This is a genomic window from Streptomyces solincola, from assembly GCF_002982015.1.
GTDB lineage: Bacteria > Actinomycetota > Actinomycetes > Streptomycetales > Streptomycetaceae > Streptomyces > Streptomyces solincola.
The window spans coordinates 1-21069 of sequence record NZ_PVLV01000270.1 but is presented as its reverse complement, the minus strand read 5'-3'; the positions used below and the strand labels follow the sequence as shown (position 1 = coordinate 21069).

The window sequence follows — 21069 nt, the reverse complement described above, 5'->3', positions numbered from 1 at the left end:
CAGCAGTCCCCTGCCTCCGGCCGGCCGGGCTGCCGGCGGAAGGAGTGCACGGTGCTGCTTCTCATCTCCCCGGACGGTGCCGAGGAGGCTCTCGACTGCGCGAAGGCGGCGCAGCATCTCGACATCGTCGACGTCAAGAAGCCCGACGAGGGCTCGCTGGGCGCCAACTTCCCCTGGGTCATCCGCGCCGTCCGCGACGCGGTGCCGGCGGACAAGCCGGTCTCCGCCACGGTGGGGGACGTCCCGTACAAGCCGGGCACGGTGGCGCAGGCCGCGCTGGGCGCGGTCGTGTCCGGGGCGACGTACATCAAGGTCGGCCTCTACGGATGCACGACGCCCGATCAGGGGATCGCGGTCATGCGCGCGGTCGTCCGGGCGGTGAAGGACCACCGCCCCGAAGCGCTCGTCGTCGCCTCCGGCTATGCCGACGCCCACCGGATCGGCTGCGTCAACCCGCTCGCCCTGCCCGACATCGCCGCCCGGTCCGGCGCCGACGCGGCCATGCTCGACACGGCGGTCAAGGACGGGACGCGGCTGTTCGACCACGTGCCGCCGGACGCGTGCGCGGAGTTCGTCAGCCGCGCGCACGCCGCCGGTCTGCTCGCCGCCCTCGCGGGCAGCGTCAGGCAGGCCGACATCGGCGCGCTGACCCGTATCGGCACGGACATCGTCGGTGTGCGCGGGGCCGTGTGCGAGGGCGGCGACCGCAATGCGGGGCGGATCCGGCCGCACCTGGTGGCCGCCTTCCGGGCGGAGATGGACCGGCAGGCCCGCGAGTACGCGGCCGACGTCACCGGCACGGGCTGAACGCCGCCATGCCGGCTGCCGAACCCGACCGCGTCCCCGTGCCCGCGTCCGCGTCCGGACGCGGACCCGACACGCTCGCCGTCATCGACCCGGCCACCGGGCAGGTCTTCGACGAGGCCCCCGACGAACGGCCGGACGCGCTCGACGCCGTCCTCGCCCGGGCCCACCGGGCCTGGCACGGCTGGCGGGCCGACCCCGGCGCCCGTACCAGCGCCCTGCACGCGGCGGCCGACGCCGTGGAGGCGGCCGGCGACGACCTCGCACGGCTGCTCACCCGGGAACAGGGCAAGCCCCTGGCCGAGTCCGACGCGGAGGTCGCCCGCACGGCGGCCCGCCTGCGGTACTTCGCCGACCTGGCTCCGACGACCCGGACGATCACGGACGGCCGGCCGGTGCACAGCGAGATCCGCTGGAGGCCCCTCGGTCCCGTCGCCGCGGTCGTGCCGTGGAACTTCCCCCTCCAGCTCGCGGCGGCGAAGTTCGCGCCCGCCCTCGCGGCGGGCAACACCGTCGTCCTCAAACCGTCCCCGTACACCCCGCTGGCCACCCGCCTGCTCGGCGCCGTCCTCGCCACCGTCCTGCCCGAGGACGTGCTGGTCGTCGTCAGCGGCCGTGAGCCCCTCGGCGCCCGCCTCGTCTCCCACCCGGGCGTCCGCCACGTCACCTTCACCGGCTCCGTGCCCACCGGGCGGGCGGTCGCCGGGGCGGCGGCGGCCACGCTCGCCCGCGTCACCCTGGAACTCGGCGGCAACGACGCCGCCATCCTGCTGGACGACGTGGACGTGGACCGGATCGCCGACCGGCTGTTCTGGGCCGCCTTCCGCAACTGCGGGCAGGTCTGCATGGCGGTCAAGCGCGTCTACGCCCCCGCCCGCCTCCACGCCCGGGTCGTGGAGGCCCTCGCCGAGCGCGCCAGGACCGTCGCCGTCGGCCCCGGTCTGGACGCGGGCACCCGGATCGGACCGCTCAACAACGCCCGCCAGCTCGCCCGGGTCGAGGAGGTGACGCGCCAGGCCCTGGCGGACGGCGCCACGGCGGCGGCCGGCGGGCACCGGCTGGACGGACCGGGCTACTTCTTCGCCCCCACCGTCCTGACCGCCGTCCCGCCCGACAGCCCGGTGGTGACCGAGGAGCAGTTCGGCCCCGTCCTGCCGGTGCTGCCCTACCGGAGCCTGGACGACGCCGTCGTCGCCGCCAACGGCACCGCCTTCGGACTGGGCGGTTCCGTCTGGGGCGCCGACCTCGACCGCGCCGAGGAGGTGGCCGGCCGGCTCGACTGCGGCACCGCCTGGATCAACCACCATGCCGAACTGTCCCTCGCCCAGCCCTTCGCGGGCACCGGGGACAGCGGCGTCGGCGTGGCGGGCGGACCGTGGGGCCTCTACGGCAACCTGCGGCCCTTCGTCGTCCACCGTCCCCATGCCGTCCACCGTCCCCACGAGGCGCGGTCATGAGGATGCGGGCAGCCGTACTGCGCACCCCCGACGGCCCGTTCGCGGTCGAGCGGGTGGCCCTGCGGGCGGAGCTGTCCGCCGACGAGATCCTCGTCCGGATCGCCGGCTGCGGGATGTGCCGGACCGACCTGGCGGTCCGGCGGTCCGCGGGTCGCAGCCCGCTGCCGGCCGTCCTGGGCCACGAGGGGGCCGGGGTCGTGGTGCGGACCGGCGGCGGTCCCGGCGCTGCCGTCGGCGTCGGCGACCACGTGGTGCTGAGCTTCGACTCCTGCGGGCACTGCCGCGCCTGCCGGGGCGCGGCCCCCGCCTACTGCGACTCGTTCGCCGCCCTCAACCTCTTCGGCGGGCGCGCGGAGGACCCTCCCCGGCTCACCGACGCGGACGGCGGGGCCCTGGCCCCCCGGTGGTTCGGCCAGTCCGCCTTCGCCGAGTACGCCGTCGTCCCGGCCCGCAACGCCGTCCGGGTCGACCCCGCACTGCCCGTCGAACTGCTCGGGCCCCTCGGCTGCGGCTTCCTCACCGGCGCCGGAGCCGTGCTGAACACCTTCGGCGCAGGTCCGGGCGACACCCTGCTCGTCATCGGCGCGGGAGCCGTCGGACTGGCCGCGGTGATGGCGGCCGGCGCCGCCGGGGCACAGAGCGTCGCCGTCGACCGGCACCCCCGCCGGCTGGCTCTGGCCGAGGAGCTGGGCGCCGTCCCGCTGCCCGCCGACACAGCGGGACTGGCCGCGACGATCCGGGCGATCACCGGCGGAGGCGCCCGGTACGCACTCGACACGACCGCGTCCGTCCCGCTGGTCAACGAGGCGCTCCGGGCGCTGCGCCCCCTGGGCAGCCTCGGCCTGGTGGCCCGCTTCCACACTCCCCTGCCGCTTGACCCGGGCACCCTCGACCAGGGGCGCGGCGTTCGCCACGTCTGCGAGGGGGACGCCGTTCCCGGGCTGCTGATACCCCTGCTGTGCCGGCTCTGGCAGGCCGGACGCTTCCCCTTCGACCGGCTCGTCCGCACCTACCCGCTGACCGACATCGACCGGGCCGAGCGCGACTGCGACGCCGGCCGGGTGGTCAAACCCGTCCTGCTGCCGCCCGCGAGCGGCCGGTGAGCGCCACCGCGGACCGGCGTCCGACCAGCAGGGAGCCCGCGACCTCGTTCCCCGTCCACGGAGGAGACATGACCGGCACGGCACCGCAGCAGCAGCACCGCCACCAGGAGAGCGTGGAAGGAGGCGTCGCCCTGACCGCCCTGCTGGTCGCCGCGGCACGGGCGATCGAGACCCACCGCGACGACAGCCTGGCCCAGGACCCGTACGCGGAGCACTTCGTGCGCGCCGCCCCGGTCTGCGCGCACTGGCCGGTGCGCATCCAGCAGGTCCCGGACGGGGACGACGACCCGCTGTGGGGGCGTTTCGCCCGCTACTTCGGCCTGCGCACCAGGGTCCTCGACGACTTCGTGCTCCGGGCGGTGCACACGGGGGCCCGACAACTGGTCCTGCTGGGGGCGGGGTTGGACACCCGCGCCTACCGGCTGGACCTGCCGGGCGACTGCGTCGTCTACGAGATCGACCAGACCGAGGTGCTGGCCTTCAAGCACCGGGTGCTGGCGGACCTCGGGGCCGCCTCGAAGGCGCAGCGCGTCACCGTGGGCGTCGACCTGCGGGCGGACTGGGCCGGGGCCCTGAGCGAGGCCGGCTTCGACTCCGCCGCACCGAGCGTCTGGCTGGCGGAGGGGCTCCTGTTCTACCTGCCGGGCCAGGCCGAGACGTACCTCGTGGACACCGTGCACCGGTTCACCACCCGGGGCAGTGCCTTCGCCTACGAGGCGAAGGTGGAGAAGGACCTGCTGGCGTACCGCGACAGCCGGATCTACACCGCGACGCGGGAGCGGATCGGCATCGACCTGCTCCACCTCTTCGACGGGGGACCACGCCCCGACTCCGCGGCCGACCTGACGGCCAGGGGATGGTCCACCACCGTGCACACGCCGTTCGACCTCACCCGCCGGCACGGCAGGGGCCCGCTGCCGGAGCCGAACGACGCCCTGGAGGGCAACCGGTGGGTCTTCGCTCACAGGCCCCGCCCATGACGCGCCGGCCTTCGGGCCGGACCCGCGGCCTTCGGGCGGAGCCCCGGACCCGGTGGGTGCGGGCCCGGCACGGCGCCGGTGCGGGTGGCCGTCCGCTGCGCGGCGGGCACCCGCACGATCCGGTCAGGCGACCGGGGCGGCCACCAGCCGGTCTCCCGGGATGCCGGCCAGGTCCGGCGCGTAGTAGTCCTCGATACCGGCGGCCCAGACCGCCACCGTGATGCGGTCGTCGGCGTCCGGGCCGAAGGCGTCGAAGAGGGCGTGGACGTTGCCCTCCTCGAAGCCGATCGCCCTCATCAGGGAGACGAAGAGCGGACGCTCGATCAGGCCGTCGCCGTCGGGGTCGCCGAGCGCGGACAGCGCCTGTGCGAACTCGGTGACCGTGGGCCCGAAGCGCACGGGGTCGAGCACGAACGGACGGAACTCCTCGACGGTGATCACACCGTCGCCGTCGGCGTCCAGCTCGTCGGCGAGGGTGGTCCAGTAGCGACGGAACGCGGCCCTGATGGCGGCCTTGGCGCCGTCGTCCGACGCGGAGGCCGCCCGCAGCACGCGGTCGGTCATCAGGTCGAAGTCGTCGGAGTCGATCACCCCGTTGCCGTTGGCGTCGAAGAGCGAGAAGACCAGCTCGACCCGCTGGGCGGCCTCGTTGCGCATGGTGCCTGCCTGTCTTTCGCGACCTGACCCGTCCGGGTCCGGTTCCCTGAGTGCTTCTGCCTGGCCGGTCGCCGGAGCGCTCGCGGCGATCCTGTCCGCGCACCGCCGCGACCACGCGGCCGCGGCTTCGGCGCCTCGACCAGCCTTGCCACCGCCCCGGGGGTGCGGCGGGCGGGACCATCGAACCGCTTCGAAGGGCCGCATGTTCCGGATCTTCGGTTCTGTCGGCAGTCGGACTGCCGACTGACCGGCCATGACTGGTTCGCTGCTGTACTTGTGCCGCAATCCGGGCGGCAGCCGATCATCGCGCTGTGCACGTCGGTGTAACGCCGGCTCTGGAAGTACTCCACGCACTCCGGCGCCGGTGGAGCCGGTGGCCGCTCCATCGGCCGGAGCGGTGGCCAGGTGGGCCGGGAGACCCTCAGCGGACGCGGCGGCGAGGACGAGGGGACGCGAGACGCATCGGCTGGGTGCCTCCTGCCGACTCGGCGGAGCTCCCTGCGGACCGGGGGGGCGCGAGGTGACCGAGCACACCTCGGCTCGTTTGCCGATCATGACGACATGGCATGCCCTCCGTCCACCGCGGAGGTCCACTCGTGCAGGGCGGCCAGCGCCCGTGCGTCCCGGGCCAGGTCCCGCGCGGACGGCACCTCTTCGTTCACGACGCGCAGCCGGTCGTAGGCATGCTGCCACCGCTCCTCGACCCGCAGGCCGGTGCGGTGGCGGAACACGTCCCTCGGCAGTGTCCTCGACGACGAGGTGTCACCGGCACGCGACCTGACCCGGTTCGAGGAGCTGGCGTCCACCGGGACCTTCCTGTGCACCGAGCAGGACCACGGCAACGACGCGGCCGCGCTGGAGACCGTCGCCCGCTACGACCGCGTGCGGGAGGAGTTCGTGCTGCACACGCCGCACGAGGGGGCGCGCAAGTACATGCCCAACACCAGTCCCGTCGGAGGGCCGAAGAGCGCGGTGGTGGCCGCCCGGCTGACGGTCGGAGCCCGGGACGAGGGCGTGTTCCTCTTCCTCGTCCCCCTGAGCGACGAGCAGGGCATGCGGCCGGGCGTCACGGTGGAGTTGCTTCCCGACCGGGTCGGCAGTCCGGTGGACCACTGCGTCACGGGGTTCGAGCACGTGCGCCTGCCGCGCACCGCGCTGATCCAGGGCGAGCACGGACGGCTGGCTCCGGACGGCGTTCTCGACAGCGCCCTGGGCAGCGTGCGCAAGCGCTACCTGCACGCCATCCGCCGGGTGGGCATCGGCAAGTTGTGCATGAGCGCCAGCGCCCTGGGGGGCAGCCGGACGGCCCTGGCGATCGCGGTGCGCTACGCCCGGCTGCGGCACGTCTCGGGGCCGACGGCCGGCGTACGCGTGCCGCTGGCCGCCCACCGCAGCCACCAGGCCCGGCTGCTCACCCGCACGGCGACCGCCTACGCCATGACCTGCCTGCACCGGGCCGTCACCGAGGAGTGGATCAGCCACTCCCCCGGTGACCGGGCCCGAGTGGAGCGGCTGGTGGCGGTGGCCAAGGGCTGGATCACCTGGGCCCGCGACATCACCACCGAGTGCCGGGAACGCTGCGGGGCCCGCGGGCTGTTCCCGGTGAACGGACTGGCGGAGTTCACCGCCGACGCGGACGGCGCGATCACCGCGGAGGGCGACAACCTGGCCGTCTGGTGCAAGGCCGGCGCTGAAATGATCTTCGGCCAGGAGGCCGCCCCGGCACCCCGGCCCGCGACCGGCCACGAGTCGCTTGCCGACCCCGCCTTCCTGCGCCGTGCCCTGGCCGCCGCCGAGCGCCACTGGCACCTCACCGCCCGCCGGGACGTCCACGAAGGCGGTCGTGACCCGCTCGCGCGGTGGAACCAGGCGTCGGCGGCGGCACTCGCCCTGGTCGAGACCTTCGCGGTCGCCCGAGCCGCCGACGCCTTCGCCACCGCCGGCGCCCGTGTCACGCATCCGGCCACCCGCCAGGTCCTGGACGACCTGCGAGCCCTGTTCCTCCTCGAACGGATCATCCCGCTCAGCGGACTGCTGCTGGCCGAGGGCGCCCTCACCGCCGAACAGGTCCGCGCCGCCCCCACGGCCCTCAACGACCTCACAGCGCGGCTCGGACCGCACCTGGCGGCACTGACCGAGGCTTTCGACGTCCCCGAGGAACACCTGGCGTCCCTGCCCCTGCTGACCGCCCGAACCGTCCTCCGGACCGGCACGTGACCGGCGACAGCACCAGCGTCCCCGGGGGTGGACGGCGCAGCCGGCAGCCTGCGGGACTCGGGGCGGACGGGACCGGGGCGGCGGGCGGACGGGCCCGAGCGGCGGCGTCGGAGCGCCGCGTGGACCAAAGGTCCGCACCAACCCCTTGCCCCTGCTCCTCCCCCGACGCAAGCTCCCCGTATGGAGTTGGAGTTGCGGCATCTCAGGACGGTCCGGGCCATCGCCGACGCCGGCAGTCTCACCAGGGCGGCGACGGCGCTCGGGCTCGCGCAGCCCGCGTTGAGCGCACAGCTCAAGCGGATCGAACGGGCCCTGGGCGGGGCGCTGTTCGAGCGAGGCAGGCACGGGGTGCGGGCGACCGCGCTGGGCGAGCTGGTGCTGGAGCGCAGCCGGTTCGTGCTGCCCGCGGTGACCGAGTTGCAGCAGGAGGCGGCACGGTTCGCCCGGGCGCCGCGTACCGCGCGGCACCTGCGGCTGGGCGGGACGCACGGGCCCCTGCTGGGGGCGCTGGTGGACCGGCTGGCGGACGTGGCGCCGGACGTGCGGATGACGACCTGCACGTCCTGGTCGGAGCGCGAGCTGGCCGATCAACTGGCTGAGGGAAGGCTGGACTTCGCACTGGCCGGGACCTGCGGCTCCGCGCTGCCGCCCCGCGCGGACGGGCTGGTCTGGCGGGAGGTCGCCGCCGACCCGGTCTTCGTGATGGTCCCCGTCAGCCATCCGCTCGCCGACCGGGCCGAGGTCGACCTGACCGAGCTGGCGGGCGAGGAGTGGGCCTGCGTGCCCGGGGACGGCTGTTTCGGCGACTGCTTCACCGCGTCGTGCGCCCGCGCCGGCTTCACCCCGCGCCGCGTGTACGAGACGGACACCGCGTCGCTGGTGCACCTCGTGCAGGTGGGGCGCGCGGTGGGGCTGTGCCGGGCGACCTTCCCCACCACGCCCGGCATCGTCACCCGGCCGCTCACCGGTACGCCGCTGGCCTGGCGGCACCTGCTGGGCCGGCACGGCGGGTCGCGGCTCCTGGACCTCGCGGCCACCGTCCTGGCCCAGGCGCGCGTCGCCCACGCCGGGGTGGCGGCGGGCAGCGACAGCTACACGCGATGGCTCTCCACGCACCGCGACGGGCTGCCCGAGACGGTGGCGTAGTCCGACCGTCGCCGTACGGGGTCGCAGGCGGGTGGTCGACCGGGCGGAGCCCGCGGCTGCGGATACGGCGCATGGTGTGCGCGGCGGCTGGGAGGGCCTGCTCGGCGGCGCTTCCCGGTGGTGGCGGGACTCATGGGGGCGAGGCCGTACCGTGCGGTACCGGCAGGGGTGGCGCGATGCCCGGCAGATCCGGACCGCCCGGACCTGCCCGCGACGCTCCGCACACCGCCGTGAGGACGGACGCGGGGCGGTCCGCCGCCTTCCACGACGGCAGCCGTCACGCGGCGGCGCGCGTTCCATAACGCCGGGGAGAGGGACAACCGACGCCTTACGCCGACCGGTCGGCCCTCCCTACGGTTTCGGCACCCCCCACCGAAACCCAGGAGATCCCCCATGCCCCACCGTCACCGACACATCAGAGCCGTGGGCGCCGCCGCCGCCACGACGGCCGCCCTGCTCGTCACCGGGCTCAGCGGCTCCGCGAGCGCCGAGCCGCCCGCGGCCTCGGCCCCCACCGCGGCCGAGACCCTGCGCACCGACGCCGCGCCGCCCGCCCTGCTCCGGGCCATGGAGCGGGACCTCGGTCTCGACCGGCGGCAGGCCGAACGGCGTCTCGCCAACGAGGCCGAGGCGGGCGCCACCGCGGGCCGGCTCCGTGCCGCGCTCGGCGCCGACTTCGCGGGCGCGTGGGTACGGGGCGCCGAGTCCGGCACGCTGACGGTGGCGACGACCGACGCCGCCGACGTCGCGGCGATCGAGGCACGGGGCGCCGTGGCCGAGGTCGTACGGCACTCGCTCGCCGGCCTCGACGCGGCCAAGGCCCGCATCGACCGGGCCGCCGCCGCACGGGGCGGGGACGCGGCCGACGCCGCCGTCCGGTACGTCGACGTCACGACGAACACGGTCGTCGTGCAGGCCACACGGCCCTCCGCCGCCCGCGCACTGCTCGACGCGGCCGGCGTCGGCGCCGGGCTCGTGCGCGTCGAGAAGGCGGCCGAGAAGCCGCGTCCGCTGTACGACCTGCGGGGCGGCGAGGCGTACTACATCAACAACAGCGGGCGCTGCTCGATCGGCTTCCCCGTCACCAAGGGGGCCCAGGAGGGCTTCGCCACGGCCGGTCACTGCGGACGGACGGGTGCGAGCACCACCGGGCACAACCGGGTGGCGCAGGGCAGCTTCCAGGGTTCGACGTTCCCGGGCCGGGACATGGCGTGGGTGGCGGTCAACTCCACCTGGCGGGCGACCCCGTACGTCAAGGGTGCCGGCGGCCAGAACGTCCAGGTGACCGGGTCCACCCAGGCGCCGGTCGGAGCCTCGGTGTGCCGCTCCGGATCCACCACCGGCTGGCACTGCGGCACCGTCCAGCAGCACAACACCAGCGTGACCTACCCCGAGGGCACCATCTCCGGCGTCACCCGCACGACGGTGTGCGCCGAGCCCGGCGACTCCGGCGGCTCGTACATCTCCGGGAGCCAGGCGCAGGGCGTCACCTCGGGCGGTTCGGGCGACTGCCGCTCCGGCGGCACGACGTTCTTCCAGCCGATCAACCCGCTGCTCCAGACCTACGGCCTCACCCTGAAGACGACCGGCGGCGGCCCCGAGGAGCCGCCGCCGGGTGAGGGCGGCACCTGGGCGGCCGGCTCCGTCTACCAGCCGGGCGACACGGTGACGTACGGCGGCGCCACCTACCGCTGCCTCCAGGGACACCAGGCCCACGTCGGCTGGGAGCCGCCGAACGTCCCGGCGCTGTGGCAGCGCGCGTGAGCGGCTGAGCGACCCACGGGGGACAGTCCCCTGGAACGGCCCGGGGGGTACGGCCCACGGGGACGAAGGGGACGGGCCCGGGCGCGCGCGGAGGGAGAGCGCCCGGGCCCGGTCGCGTCAACCGGTGGACGGCGGGCGCGTCTTGGGTGCCGCCTGCGTGCACGGGCCTGCCGCACGCCTGAGGCATCCCGCCCGCCCGGCCGGCCACACGGCGTCGTCGGCCCCGTCGGGGGCCGGCCCGAGGTGGGCGTGGGCGCGGTTTTGCCGGAACGGCAACAGAGGTGGCGGACCGGGCGGCGAGGGGCGACGTTGGGCCCATGACTGACGACAACGGAGCGGCATCGCCCGCCTGGGACACGTTCCTGCCCGGTGACGCCTACGTAGGAGACGCCGCGGTGCGGGCGGAGTGGGACAGCCGGTACGCCGACCGGCAGCAGTTGTGGAGCGGCCGGCCCAACGGTGCGCTCGTGGCCGAGGTCGCCGGCCTCGCGCCCGGGCGGGTGCTCGACGTCGGCTGCGGCGAGGGCGCGGACGCCGTCTGGCTCGCGCGCGGCGGCTGGGACGTGACCGCGCTCGAGGTCTCGGGCGTGGCGCTGGAGCGGGCGGCCGGGCACGCGAGGGACGCAGGCGTCGCCGTCCGCTGGGTCCACGCCTCGCTCACGGAAGCGGCGCTTCCGCCGGCCTCCTTCGACCTGGTCTCCGCGCAGTACCCCGCCCTGCTGCGCACCCCCGGTGCCGCGGCCGAGCGAGCGCTGCTCGCGGCCGTCGCGCCCGGCGGGGTGCTGCTGCTCGTCCACCACGCGGGAATGGACACCCAGCAGGCGCACGACAACGACAGCGGGTTCGACCCGGCTGACTACGTCTGGCCCTCGATGGTCGACGCTCTGCTCACCGACGACTGGACGGTGGAGGTGAACGAGCAGCGACCCCGCGTGGCACCCGACGGCGGCGCAGGCGCGCACCATACCGACGACCTGGTGCTGCGCGTGCGACGACTGCGCTGAGCTTGTCCGCCGGCTGTCGTCCTCCTCGTCCGCACCACCGCATCGACGGCCTCTGGCAGCGGCCGCGTTCATGATGTGTCCCGCGCGGCTGGCAGACTGCACGGATGATCGACGATCTTCCCGCCGGCCTGAGGGCCCGTCACCTTGCCGACGAAGACCACCTCCGCGTCCTCGCCGTACTGGACGCGTGGTGGGGTGGCCTGAAGGGGGAGGCAGGGGCGACGGAACGAGCGCTGCTGCTGCCCCGGCTGTACTTCCAGCACTTCACCACCACCAGTTTCCTGGTCGAACGCGACAGTGGAGAAGTTGCTGCCTTCCTGGTCGGTTTCCTGTCGCAGACGGACCCCCAGGCTGCCTATGTGCACTTCGTCGGCGTCGACCCGGCGTTGCACGGGCAGGGTGTCGGGCGTGTTCTCTACCGGGCGTTCTTCGCGCTCGCCCGGTCACACAGGCGCCGTCACGTGCACTGCGTCACCAGCCCGGAGAACACCGCGTCGCGGGCGTTCCACAGCCGACTCGGCTTCACGGCCTCACCCGTGGACTCGGACTACGACGGCCCCGGGCTCGACCGGGTGACGTTCACCCTCGATCTCTCCGCGGGGCCGGTGACCCCGAACCCTCGAGCAGGATGGCAGGCACCGGCACCGGCACGCGAGATTTAGCGGAGGGACAGTTCCGGCTTAGCGGTCAGCCAGTCCTTCCGTTCCTACTCTTCGACTCAGCCGGCGGGCAAAGCCGCCGGGTGGCAAGAGAAGAGTGATAGATGGTCACTTCGATGCGCACAAAAGTCCTGGTAGCCGCAGTGTCCGCAGGGGTCGTCGTCGCCTTGGCGGGGACCGCCCAGGCTGCTGCGCCTGCGGCCGCCACCGGATCGGCGACGGTCGCGGCGCAGGAGGCGCCGAACCCTCCGGGGCCCGTGACCGGGGTCTCGGTGGTCGACCCCTCCCAGGCCCTGTCGCCGCAGCTCTGGAGCGGCGGGACGCTGAGCCCCCAGGCGGGCGACGACCCGAATACGGGGGTCGTCTACATGAAGAGCAGCGGGCACCGGGTCTTCACCCTCACCTGCCCCGCCGACCGTCCCCAGCTCGTTCCGGCGGCCACCTACCGCTGGCACACCGGTAGCGCCGCCACGGTGGACATCGAGGCGACGGGCGGTGCGGGGAACGCGTCGGACCCGGGGTGGACGCGCTTCGACGCGCACAGCACCAACGCGATCTCCGGCGGGCACCACGGTTACGCGGCGATCTACTGCAAGTAGTCAGCCGCAGGACCGTCATACGGCTTGCCACCGTGCATCCGGCTCTCGAGCAAGTACATGCGCACGACAAAACACAAGGAGCTGCCCTTATGCGATCCAACCGTGGCGGGAGGCGCTCGCCGATGCGTTCGGGCGCCGGCCGCCGAGCCGCTCTGGCGCTGACCGCCGGCGGACTCGCCATCAGCTCACTGCTCGTCTGCACCTCGTCCGCCAGCGCGAAGGTGGGGGACCTGTACGAGGACGCCGACGTTCCGGCCGTCATGGACGCGATGCTGCAGCTGCCCGCGGAGATGAAGCTCGACCGCGCCCCGGATCCGGCCTCCGTCGACGTCACCACGCCGCAGGACCAGCGGATCGGATCCACCTTGGACAGGTTTCCGAAGGACAAGGTCCTCAGTGAGGTGCCCCAGCACTTCGACGGTGTCGCCAACGTGGACTTCCGCGTCAGCGGCGACAACAAGAAGGAGGCGACCAACGCGGCCCGTTCGGTCGACAAGGGCTGGAAGGTGGGGTTCATCGGCGCGCTCGACGAAGGCTATCCGTCCATCAGCATGACGGACGCCATGACCGGCGAGGCCAACCGGACGTTCACCACGTCGTACAGCATCGCCCACACCGAGACGAGGTCCTCGGGCTGGTCCGTCGGCGGGAACGTGTCGGCCGGCATATCGGCGGACGGGACCTCCGGGAAGGTCGGTGGGAACTTCGGCTACAGCGAGATGACGACGAAGTCGACGACCACCACCGACCAGTCGACCGACGCCAAGACCGAGCACATCCCCGCCAAGGCCACGGGATGGCTGGAGGCGTACGCCAACGGCGGCTGGTACGCCGGGTGGATCGTGGACCAGGACCCCAAGCACCCGGAGGTGGTGCACGCGGTCCCGGCCCGGGTCTTCTACAAGTCCGACAAGGTCGGCCCGCCGGTCTCGTGGCTTCAGAGGGGCAAGGCCCTGCCGCTGAAGTAGCGGGGCGGGAGTGGTGAAGAGGGTCGGCCCGGTCCGTGCGACGGGCCGGCCCTCTCGCGGACCCGGCCGGGCGACCGGACGGCCCTGCCGGTGGACGACCGGCTGTGCGGCCGGGGGCGGGGCTTTGCGCGCCGCCCATGCGGGCTTGCTTCGCCTGCCACCCATGCGGGTGCGTTTGGTTCTTCGGACGCACCGGGCTTTCCCGCTCGACCTTTCTGTTCCTCACCGAGGGAGAACTCACGTGCTTCGTTTCCGACAAGCCACCCTGTCGAATCCGTGGGCGGCGAGCCTGGCGGTCACCGCGCTCGTCTATGCGTGCTGGCTGGGGGTTCGCCTCGTCCTCTTCGACCACCTCTTCCAGGCGACCGACGTCCTCCTCCTGCCGGGCACCTTCACAGCGGCTCTCCTGGCGAGGCTCACCGCGCGCAAGCGCCACGCCCGGCCCTGAGCGGACGGAGCCGTCGCTGCTGGTTCTCACCCGGAGGCACGGGTAGGCGCTCGGAGGTCAGCCCCGTTCGGAAGGAGATCACGCGTGCGAGTCCTCTGGCTCACCGCCCATCCAGAGCCCCGGTCCCTCAACGGCTCCCTGTTCCGCGAGGGGGTCCGCTTCCTGGAGGAGCAGGGCCATGAGGTGACCGCCTCCGACCTGTACGCGATGGACTGGAACCCGCTCGTCACGGCCTCCGACTTCTCCGGTTCCGCGCCTGGCGCGGACGGTGAGCGGCTGGTGATCGGCAGCGCGGCGGAGGACGCCGTCCGCCGCGGTTCACTGGCCCCCGACATCACCGCCGAACAGGACAAGCTCGTCTGGGCCGACACGCTGGTCGTGCAGTTCCCGCTGTGGTGGTACGGGATGCCCGCCATCCTCAAGGGCTGGTTCGACCGCGTCTTCGTCCGCGGCTTCGCCTTCGGCATCCACGACGCCCAGGGCCGCCAGCTGCGCTACGGCGAGGGCGCGCTCGCGGGGAAGCGGGCGATGGTCGTCGTCAGCGCAGGCGCCCGCGAGGCAAGCCTCGGGGAGCGCGGCGTCAACGGCTCCCTCAACGACCTGCTCTTCCCCCTCCAGCACGGCACTCTCTGGTACGCCGGGATCGACGTCGTACCGCCGCTGCTGGTGCACGGCGCCGACCGGGCGGACCACCATGCCTTCGCGGCACACGCCGACGCCCTGCGCCAACGCCTCCGGGACCTCCCCCACACCCCACCACTGCCCTTCCGCCGCCAGAACGGCGGGGACTACGACGAGAACCTGGTCCTGCGTCCCGAGCTCGTACCGGACGTCGGCGGCCTCGCCGTCCACTACCGCGACGAGCCCCGGAGCCAGGACGCCGGCTGACCACCGCTCCGTCATGTCGTAGCGAGGTGTTCCCTGGGCGCCGTGGAGCCGCACATCCGGAGGGCCGCCCCTCACTTACCACCGCGCGCCGGTTCGGTGGCCTCCGCCCCTTCCCTTGTCATGACCTCTTCTGAGATCTTGCGTCGACCCATTAGACCCACGGCCCGGTCGGCGCCACCAGCGCCCCGGGCTCTCGGAGGATGTCGTGACAACCCCCCTCATATCCGGGCGTCGTCTCAGACGCTCGCTCCTGGCCGTCGCCGCCCTCGGCACGGCCGTGGCCCTGGCCACTCCGGCCGGCGCAGTTCCGGCGGCTCCGGCGGCTCCGGCGGACACCGAACCGCGGTCCGCCGTCGCGGCCCGGACCGCCGAGGCACCGGCCGGGCCCGCCGCTCCCGCGGCCTGGACGGCCGGCACCCGCGCGTACCTGGTGATCGGCGCACCCGGCGACACCACGGCGCTGCGGAGCGCGGTGACCGCGAACGGCGGTTCGGTGTACGCCCAGTACGACGCGATCGGCGTGGTCGTCGCGCACTCCGCGTCGGGCGGCTTCGCCGCCGCGGTCCGCCGTGCGAGCGGCGTGCAGCAGGTCGGCGCCACCCGCACCTCGGACGTCCCCGCCGACGCCTACTCCCCCGCGCTGCCCACCACCCCCGCGCAGTCGCCCACGTCCCTCACCGAGACCGCGCGCTGGGACATGACCCGCATCAACGCGGACAAGGCGTGGGCCGTGAACCCGGGTTCGGCGTCGGTGACGGTGGGCATCCTCGACACCGGTGTGGACGACCTGCACCAGGACATCGCACCCAACTTCGACGCAGCCGGCTCCGCCTCCTGCGCCTACGGCAAGGCGGACACCCGTACCGGCGCCTGGCGTGACGTGGGCACCCACGGCACCCATGTGGCGGGCACCGTCGCCGCCGCGAAGAACGGCAAGGGCGTGGTCGGCGTCGCGCCCGGTGTGAAGATCGCCTCGGTGCGCATCGCCGAGCCAGGCACCAGCCTCTTCTTCGCCGAGAACACCGTCTGCGGCTTCATGTGGGCCGGTGAGCGCGGCTTCGAGGTCACCAACAACAGCTACTACACCGATCCGTGGATGTTCAACTGCCCGGACGACCCCGACCAGGCGGCCATCATCGAGGGCGTCCGGCGGGCCCAGGCGTACGCGGAGGGCAAGGGCTCCCTCCAGGTCGCGGCGGCCGGCAACTCCGACTACAACCTGGCCGACAAGCGGTCGGACACCTCCAGCCCCAACGACTCCACCCCGGTCTCCCGCACCATCACCAACGCCTGTGTGGACATCCCGACCGAGTTGCCGGGAGTCGTGACGGTGTCGGCCATGGGCAACGGGCCCGTCAAGGCGTCGTACTCCAACTTCGGCCGGGACGTCATCGACGTCGCCGCGCCCGGCGGCGACGGCTCCTCGGGCGTCTACTCGACGCTGCCGGGCGGCAAGTACGGGAACATGAACGGCACCTCGATGGCCTCCCCGCACGTGGCGGGCGTCGCGGCGCTGCTGGCGAGCGCCAACCCGGGCGCCACCCCGGCCCAGCTCCGCACCGCGCTGGCGACGCAGTCCACGGACATCGCCTGCCCCTCGGACAGCCGGTGCACCGGCACCACCGCGAAGAACGCGTTCTTCGGTGAGGGCCAGGTCGACGCGCTGAAGGCGGTCGGCGGGGGCACCACGCCGCCGCCCGGGAAGTTCTTCGAGAACACGACCGACGTGGCCGTCTCCGACAACGGGACGGTCGAGTCCTCCCTCACCGTCAGCGGAGTGGCGGGCAACGCCCCGGCCGCGCTGAAGGTGGGCGTGGACATCAAGCACACCTACCGCGGCGACCTGGTCGTGTCCCTGGTCGCCCCGGACGGGTCGGTCTACCTGCTGGAGGACTTCGCCAACGGGGACAGCGCCGACAACGTGCTGAAGACGTACACGGTGAACGCCTCCTCCGAGGCGGCGTCCGGCGTCTGGAAGCTGCGGGTGCGCGACGTCGCCACGCAGGACACGGGCCGCATCGACGCCTGGAACCTCACCTTCTAGTCGCCGGCTCCTGGAGCGACCCGGTTCCCCTCCGCCGGGCGGCCGCGCGTCCCGCCGACACCCCGCCCTCGGCGGGACGCGCGCCGGCCGCCGGGCTCGGATCGGCCCGGCACCCGCCCCGTCGGGCATGATCGGCCGCGGCGGCACCGCGGACAGCGGTGCTCCGCGTCGTCAGGAACGGTGGAGGTAGCGCATGACCGGGCGGAATCCCTTCTCCTCTCGGCACCCCGGGCGGACCCGTCCGGCCCCCAACGGCCTCGTCGGCGTCGGTGTGGTGGTGCGGGACTCGTCCGGCCGGGTGCTGCTCGGGTTGGGGCACGACGGGCGGTGGGAGCTGCCCGGCGGCAAGGTCGATGCCGGGGAGCGCTTCGAGGACACCGCGGCGCGGGAGCTGGCCGAGGAAACGGGGCTGGTCGCCGACCCGGCGGATGTCCGGATCGGGGCGGTCCTCCTGGACGGCGGGCTCGCCATGGCCCGGGTGACCGGTGCGGCGCTGGTCGAACGGGTCACCGGGAAGCCGTCTGTCCGCGAACCGGACAAGATCGTGCGCTGGGAGTGGTTCGGCCCCGGGGCGCGGCTTCCGGGGCCGTTGTTCCCCCCGTCGGCGGCGGTGCTGCGCAGTTGGGGGCTCGCCGACCCGGCCGAGCCGGGCGCCGCCCCGGTCTTCCACCGGCTGCCGGTCGGCCCGGCGCGGACGGGGTCGGAGCCGGACGCGCCGGGCGCCGCCGGCCCGGCGTGACCAGGGCGGCCGAGCAGCGCGCTGTCCCCCTGTCCCCCGGCGGGGCACGCGGGCCCCACGTGCTGCCGGTGGCCTGGCGACCAGAGCCGGTCGTCCCGCCGGCGGCGCCGGGTGCCCGGCAACCGCTTCGCTACCGGGCCGCTCCCGGTCGCCGCGCATGTCCGAGCATGCGGCGGCCCGCGGTCGGGCGCGGGCGACCGCGGCTGCGGCTGCGGCAAGCACCGCCGGGGGGTCGCGCTTCCGCCGCCGGAGCCGGGAAGCCCAGTGCCTCGACGCCGGGGTTCGCGTCAGGTCCCTCGGGGCAACACCCCTGGTGAGCTACGCGAAAGGGGCAGGAATGAAGAAGGCAGACACGTCGGGCCGGGTCGGTGCCCGTCGAGGTGCTGGTCGCTGGTCCGTGTTGGTCGGCACGACCCTTCTCGCGGTGACGGCTGCGTCGGGGGTCGCCGGCGCCGCACCCGACGCGGGGCAGGTGCTGGCCAAGCCATGCGGGTACTCCGAGTCCGGCGGCAGGGCCTGGTACAACCACTGCACGTCCGACGGATCCCGTATCCAGATCCGACTCGACGCGGTCGCGGGGCTCGACACGAACCGGTGCGTCGATCCCGGCGAGACGGTGCTGGGGTGGGCCTTCGAGTACCGGAACGCCTACTACACGGGAAGGCTGTGCCCACCCAGGTGAGCGCTGGTCGGCGGGGCGGTCGGGGCCGCTGCCGCCGCGCGGCCCCGACCGCCCCGGCACTCCCCCGGGATCGCCGGGGGTGGCGGTTCAGACGCGGCCTGCGATGAACCACAGGGCGGGAAGCTCCACGGGCGTGCCGTCGGAGCGGGCCTCGCTCATGACCAGGGTCGTGGCGCCCTCGTCGAGGAGGGTGAGGCCGGCCGCGCGCAGCAGGGCGGCGACTTCGCCTTCGGCGACTTCACCAGGACGCAGATCGTGCTCCTTGACACGGCGCAGCTTGTTCGAGGGGCCGCCGGGCTCGGCGGCGAGGGCGGCGATGACCTTCTTGGCTTCGCCGGTCGGTTCCAGGACGAGGGCGCGGCCGTGTGCTCCGAGCAGCCGGGCGACCGTGGCGGCCACCGCGGGGCGGTCTTCTGGTTCGCTCTGATGCAGTACGGCCCGCATGTAGACGTTGGTGTCGCCGAGGCGCTCGTGCAGGGCGTCCGCCTGGTCGGTATCGGCGAGGTCGAGTTGCTCGTAGGTGGCCGTGCCGTCCGCGTCGGCGTTCCGGGCGTGCGCGACGGCGGCGGCGGAGAGGTCGACGCCGACAGCGCGGGCGAACCGGGTGGCGAGGTAGCGGGTCTGCGTGCCGTTGCCGCAGCCGAGGTCGGCGACGGGGAGGCGGAGGTCGGCGTACGGGATGAGATGGTCGAGATCCCGTCGTGCGGACGCTGCCGGATCCGCGTCCCAGAACGGTTCGCCCTGCGCGCCGGAGCTCTGCTGCCAGTAGCCGTCCCAGGCCCGGCGGTAGCGATCTGACATGGTCACAGGCACTCCTTGCGAGGTGGATCGACCACGGGCCCGGCTCCGGGTCCTGGTGTATCGGCTCCGGACGGCCTGCGCCGAGCCCCCGGCCTCTCCGTGGCGGCAGTATGGCAGCAGCCCGCGGCTCGCCGGGCGCGGAGTCGCACAGGGCGCGGCCGTGGTCCTCGTAGAGCGGGCCGGGCGGCAGCGCTTGTCCGCAGCCGGTCACCAGACCTTCACGCGCGCCGCGGAGGGCGGACCGCGGTATGCGGGCACCCGATTCCGGCACACGGGACGCCGGTTCGAGAGGAAGCACGTGATGACGACCGTGGCCGTATTGCTGCTGCCACTGGCAGCGCTGTTGCTGTGGATGATGGACCGGTTGGAGGATCGGCTCGGCGACCCGCCCGCGCAGGCCCCGGCCCGGCACGCACGCCGTCGTCGCCACCTCCGCCTCGTGCCGCACCCCACGCCGAAGCGCGGGGGGCCGCGCGAGGTGGCCACCGACGGCCGTTGCGCGGACGCCGCCTGACCTCATGTCACGGTCGGATCAGTGGTGCCACGCGTCGCCCTTCACGTTGTGGATCATGCGCTGTAGGACCTTGAGGGCACGGACGTACTCCTCGTCCGGAACGCCCTCGTGCACCTGGCGGCGCAGCTCCGACTGCCGTGCCGCCGCGCGGGAGTACAGCTTCGCGCCCGACTCGGTCCGCAGCAGGTGCCCGTCCTCGCTCTCGGAGACCAGGCCCCGGTCGACGAGGCTGTCGATGTCGCCGGGCAGGTCGTCGCCGGGGCCCGGGTAGTAGCGGAGGAAACCGGTCAGTTCCGCGCGGCCCCAGCCCTCCGGGCGCTCGCTGAGGTGGTGCAGGACCCACCAGGCGGGCTGGGTCAGGCCGAGGGCGCCGAGCGCGGTCCGGATGTTCCGGACGACGGCCTGGCCGGCCGCGTTGGCCCAGTATCCGATGGGCTGGACGATGAGGCCGGCGTCGTCGTGCGAGGGGGCGAAGGGGGCTGATGTGCTGTTCGACGTGGTCATGGGAAGAACGTAGAAGCTCAACGACACTCGAGGTCAAGCGCCTCGGGGCGACCCGTCGCCGCCCCCGATCGACGCCCGGGGGGGGGAGTCCGCAAGGAGGGGATGCCGGCAGCCATGTCGCACCGGCATCCCCCCGTCGTGCATGCGCCGTCGGCCGGGCCGGGCGCCGGTCGGACGGCCTTCATGCGCTCATTCCTTCGAGCGGCGGGCGGCCAGCCAGACCAGGACGACCACGCCTGCGGCCGTCAGCAGCAGGGTGCGGTTCTCCCGGGCCATGCGCACCCCTTCGGCCGCCTTCTGCCGTACCGGTTCGGGCGCCTTCTCCTGGAGGAGGTCGGTGGCCTGGGCGGCCTTGGCCCGGATCTGCTCGGCGGCGACCGCGGCCTTGTCCTTCACCGGGTCGGGGGTCCTGTCCTGTATCCGGGCCGCGGTCTGGGAGGCTTCGGCCTTCAGCTCCTCGGCCTTCTGGGCGGCCTGCTTCGTGACCTCGGTGGCCTTCTCCTGGGCGCGGGCCTTGACGACCGCCTTGGCAGCCAGCGCCTCGATCGTCATCCCGAGTTCGTGACGAGTCTGCTCGACCCGCTCACGCAGCTCTTCGGGACTGGGGGCGTCGGACTCGTCGCGGGACGGCTGGGTCATCGGTGTGCACTCTCCTCGATCTCGGCCTGAACCGGCTTCATCTCGCCGCGTACCAGCTCCGTCAGTTGCCGCGACGCATGCGGCACCAGCTCACGCACGGGCTCGTCGGCGCCGTGCGCACTGCCTCCGTCGGCGGCAGGCGCCGGTTGCCTGGTCGACATGACGAGCACCTCCTGTCGTCGCTCCTACAGCAGTGACGGCCGCTCGGGTCCGCGGTCAGCCGCACCAGCGGCCGCCTACCCGCGAACAGCCGATTCAGGGCAGGTTCGGCCGGCAGGCGGTGCCGGGCGTGGCGGCGGCCGCGGTGGTCGCCTGCCGCTCCGGTGGTGGCGGCCTAGGGGGGCTCGGCGCCGGCCCGGGGGTCGGGGAGGGTGCCGCAGAGGTGGTTGCCGGGGTCGGCGGGTTCGTCGCTGGTCCAGAACTGGATCCACAGGACGGTGAACTCGGGGCGG

23 protein-coding genes are annotated in these 21069 nt (G+C 73.9%); 17 read left to right on the top strand and 6 right to left on the bottom strand.

The window, feature by feature from the left end; all coding sequences use genetic code 11:
• Window positions 1-51 precede the first annotated feature (51 nt).
• From C6N75_RS17835 to C6N75_RS17820, 4 genes are all read left to right on the top strand, one after another.
• Window positions 52-807, top strand: coding sequence for a (5-formylfuran-3-yl)methyl phosphate synthase (locus tag C6N75_RS17835; RefSeq protein WP_105869900.1), 756 nt, complete (start codon window positions 52-54; stop codon window positions 805-807).
• 8 nt (window positions 808-815) lie between these two features.
• On the top strand, window positions 816-2261 hold the full coding sequence (locus C6N75_RS17830; protein WP_105869899.1) for an aldehyde dehydrogenase family protein: 1446 nt from the start codon (window positions 816-818) through the stop codon (window positions 2259-2261).
• Window positions 2258-3364: an NAD(P)-dependent alcohol dehydrogenase gene (locus tag C6N75_RS17825; protein ID WP_105869898.1), complete on the top strand. Its 1107-nt coding sequence runs from the start codon at window positions 2258-2260 to the stop codon at window positions 3362-3364. The genes C6N75_RS17830 and C6N75_RS17825 overlap by 4 nt, the downstream gene beginning before the upstream one ends.
• Window positions 3365-3432: 68 nt before the next feature.
• Window positions 3433-4344 carry an SAM-dependent methyltransferase gene (locus C6N75_RS17820; RefSeq protein WP_105869897.1) on the top strand — a complete coding sequence of 304 codons (912 nt, stop codon included), beginning with the start codon at window positions 3433-3435 and terminating at the stop codon, window positions 4342-4344.
• A 123-nt stretch (window positions 4345-4467) separates the two neighbouring features.
• Here C6N75_RS17820 and C6N75_RS17815 read toward each other — a convergent pair whose 3' ends face one another.
• Both C6N75_RS17815 and C6N75_RS30235 read right to left on the bottom strand, forming a co-directional pair.
• Complete coding sequence (locus tag C6N75_RS17815; protein ID WP_105869896.1) at window positions 4468-5001, bottom strand: EF-hand domain-containing protein; 534 nt, start codon at window positions 4999-5001, stop codon at window positions 4468-4470.
• Between the two features lie 551 nt (window positions 5002-5552).
• Complete coding sequence (locus C6N75_RS30235; protein ID WP_146132597.1) at window positions 5553-5732, bottom strand: hypothetical protein; 180 nt, start codon at window positions 5730-5732, stop codon at window positions 5553-5555.
• 28 nt (window positions 5733-5760) lie between these two features.
• Here C6N75_RS30235 and C6N75_RS17810 point away from each other — a divergent pair, with 28 nt between their 5' ends.
• The 12 genes from C6N75_RS17810 to C6N75_RS17755 all read left to right on the top strand — a co-directional run bounded on the left by C6N75_RS17810 (window position 5761) and on the right by C6N75_RS17755 (window position 18159).
• A complete protein-coding gene (locus C6N75_RS17810) occupies window positions 5761-7218 on the top strand; it encodes an acyl-CoA dehydrogenase family protein (protein WP_258177475.1) in 1458 nt (485 codons plus the stop codon).
• Window positions 7219-7398: 180 nt separating this feature from the next.
• Window positions 7399-8364 carry a LysR family transcriptional regulator gene (locus tag C6N75_RS17805; protein ID WP_105869894.1) on the top strand — a complete coding sequence of 322 codons (966 nt, stop codon included), beginning with the start codon at window positions 7399-7401 and terminating at the stop codon, window positions 8362-8364.
• Window positions 8365-8757: 393 nt separating this feature from the next.
• On the top strand, window positions 8758-10128 hold the full coding sequence (locus tag C6N75_RS17800; RefSeq protein ID WP_105869893.1) for a carbohydrate-binding protein: 1371 nt from the start codon (window positions 8758-8760) through the stop codon (window positions 10126-10128).
• Window positions 10129-10445: 317 nt separating this feature from the next.
• Entirely contained in the window at window positions 10446-11132 is a 687-nt protein-coding gene (locus C6N75_RS17795) for a class I SAM-dependent methyltransferase (protein ID WP_105869892.1), read from the top strand.
• 104 nt (window positions 11133-11236) lie between these two features.
• Complete coding sequence (locus C6N75_RS17790; RefSeq protein ID WP_105869891.1) at window positions 11237-11794, top strand: GNAT family N-acetyltransferase; 558 nt, start codon at window positions 11237-11239, stop codon at window positions 11792-11794.
• Window positions 11795-12048: 254 nt separating this feature from the next.
• Window positions 12049-12390 (top strand): hypothetical protein, encoded by a 342-nt coding sequence (locus C6N75_RS17785; protein WP_146132596.1) that lies wholly within the window; start codon window positions 12049-12051, stop codon window positions 12388-12390.
• A gap of 89 nt (window positions 12391-12479) precedes the next feature.
• Complete coding sequence (locus tag C6N75_RS17780) at window positions 12480-13358, top strand: hypothetical protein (RefSeq protein WP_146132595.1); 879 nt, start codon at window positions 12480-12482, stop codon at window positions 13356-13358.
• Window positions 13359-13599: 241 nt separating this feature from the next.
• Complete coding sequence (locus C6N75_RS17775) at window positions 13600-13806, top strand: hypothetical protein (RefSeq protein WP_105869888.1); 207 nt, start codon at window positions 13600-13602, stop codon at window positions 13804-13806.
• 84 nt (window positions 13807-13890) lie between these two features.
• Entirely contained in the window at window positions 13891-14694 is an 804-nt protein-coding gene (locus C6N75_RS17770; RefSeq protein WP_105869887.1) for an NAD(P)H-dependent oxidoreductase, read from the top strand.
• Between the two features lie 205 nt (window positions 14695-14899).
• On the top strand, window positions 14900-16738 hold the full coding sequence (locus C6N75_RS17765; protein WP_258177474.1) for a S8 family serine peptidase: 1839 nt from the start codon (window positions 14900-14902) through the stop codon (window positions 16736-16738).
• Window positions 16739-16931: 193 nt separating this feature from the next.
• Window positions 16932-17477, top strand: a complete 546-nt coding sequence (locus tag C6N75_RS17760; protein WP_105869886.1) for a nucleotide triphosphate diphosphatase NUDT15 — start codon at window positions 16932-16934, stop codon at window positions 17475-17477.
• 337 nt (window positions 17478-17814) lie between these two features.
• The gene (locus C6N75_RS17755; RefSeq protein WP_146132594.1) at window positions 17815-18159 is read left to right on the top strand and encodes a DUF6355 family natural product biosynthesis protein; all 345 of its coding nucleotides are present in this window, start codon (window positions 17815-17817) and stop codon (window positions 18157-18159) included.
• Between the two features lie 87 nt (window positions 18160-18246).
• On the opposite strand, the gene C6N75_RS17750 is transcribed toward C6N75_RS17755, so the two are convergent.
• Window positions 18247-18966: an SAM-dependent methyltransferase gene (locus C6N75_RS17750; protein WP_105869884.1), complete on the bottom strand. Its 720-nt coding sequence runs from the start codon at window positions 18964-18966 to the stop codon at window positions 18247-18249.
• A gap of 295 nt (window positions 18967-19261) precedes the next feature.
• Here C6N75_RS17750 and C6N75_RS30230 point away from each other — a divergent pair, with 295 nt between their 5' ends.
• Window positions 19262-19474 carry a hypothetical protein gene (locus tag C6N75_RS30230; RefSeq protein WP_146132593.1) on the top strand — a complete coding sequence of 71 codons (213 nt, stop codon included), beginning with the start codon at window positions 19262-19264 and terminating at the stop codon, window positions 19472-19474.
• An 18-nt stretch (window positions 19475-19492) separates the two neighbouring features.
• Here the strand turns inward: C6N75_RS30230 and C6N75_RS17740 are convergent, their stop codons facing one another.
• From C6N75_RS17740 to C6N75_RS30750, 3 genes are all read right to left on the bottom strand, one after another.
• Entirely contained in the window at window positions 19493-19978 is a 486-nt protein-coding gene (locus tag C6N75_RS17740) for a MarR family winged helix-turn-helix transcriptional regulator (RefSeq protein WP_105869882.1), read from the bottom strand.
• 189 nt (window positions 19979-20167) lie between these two features.
• Window positions 20168-20617, bottom strand: a complete 450-nt coding sequence (locus C6N75_RS17735; protein ID WP_105869881.1) for a DUF3618 domain-containing protein — start codon at window positions 20615-20617, stop codon at window positions 20168-20170.
• The gene (locus C6N75_RS30750) at window positions 20614-20778 is read right to left on the bottom strand and encodes a hypothetical protein (protein ID WP_181160515.1); all 165 of its coding nucleotides are present in this window, start codon (window positions 20776-20778) and stop codon (window positions 20614-20616) included. Before C6N75_RS30750 ends, C6N75_RS17735 begins: the two co-directional genes overlap by 4 nt.
• Window positions 20779-21069: the final 291 nt, after the last annotated feature.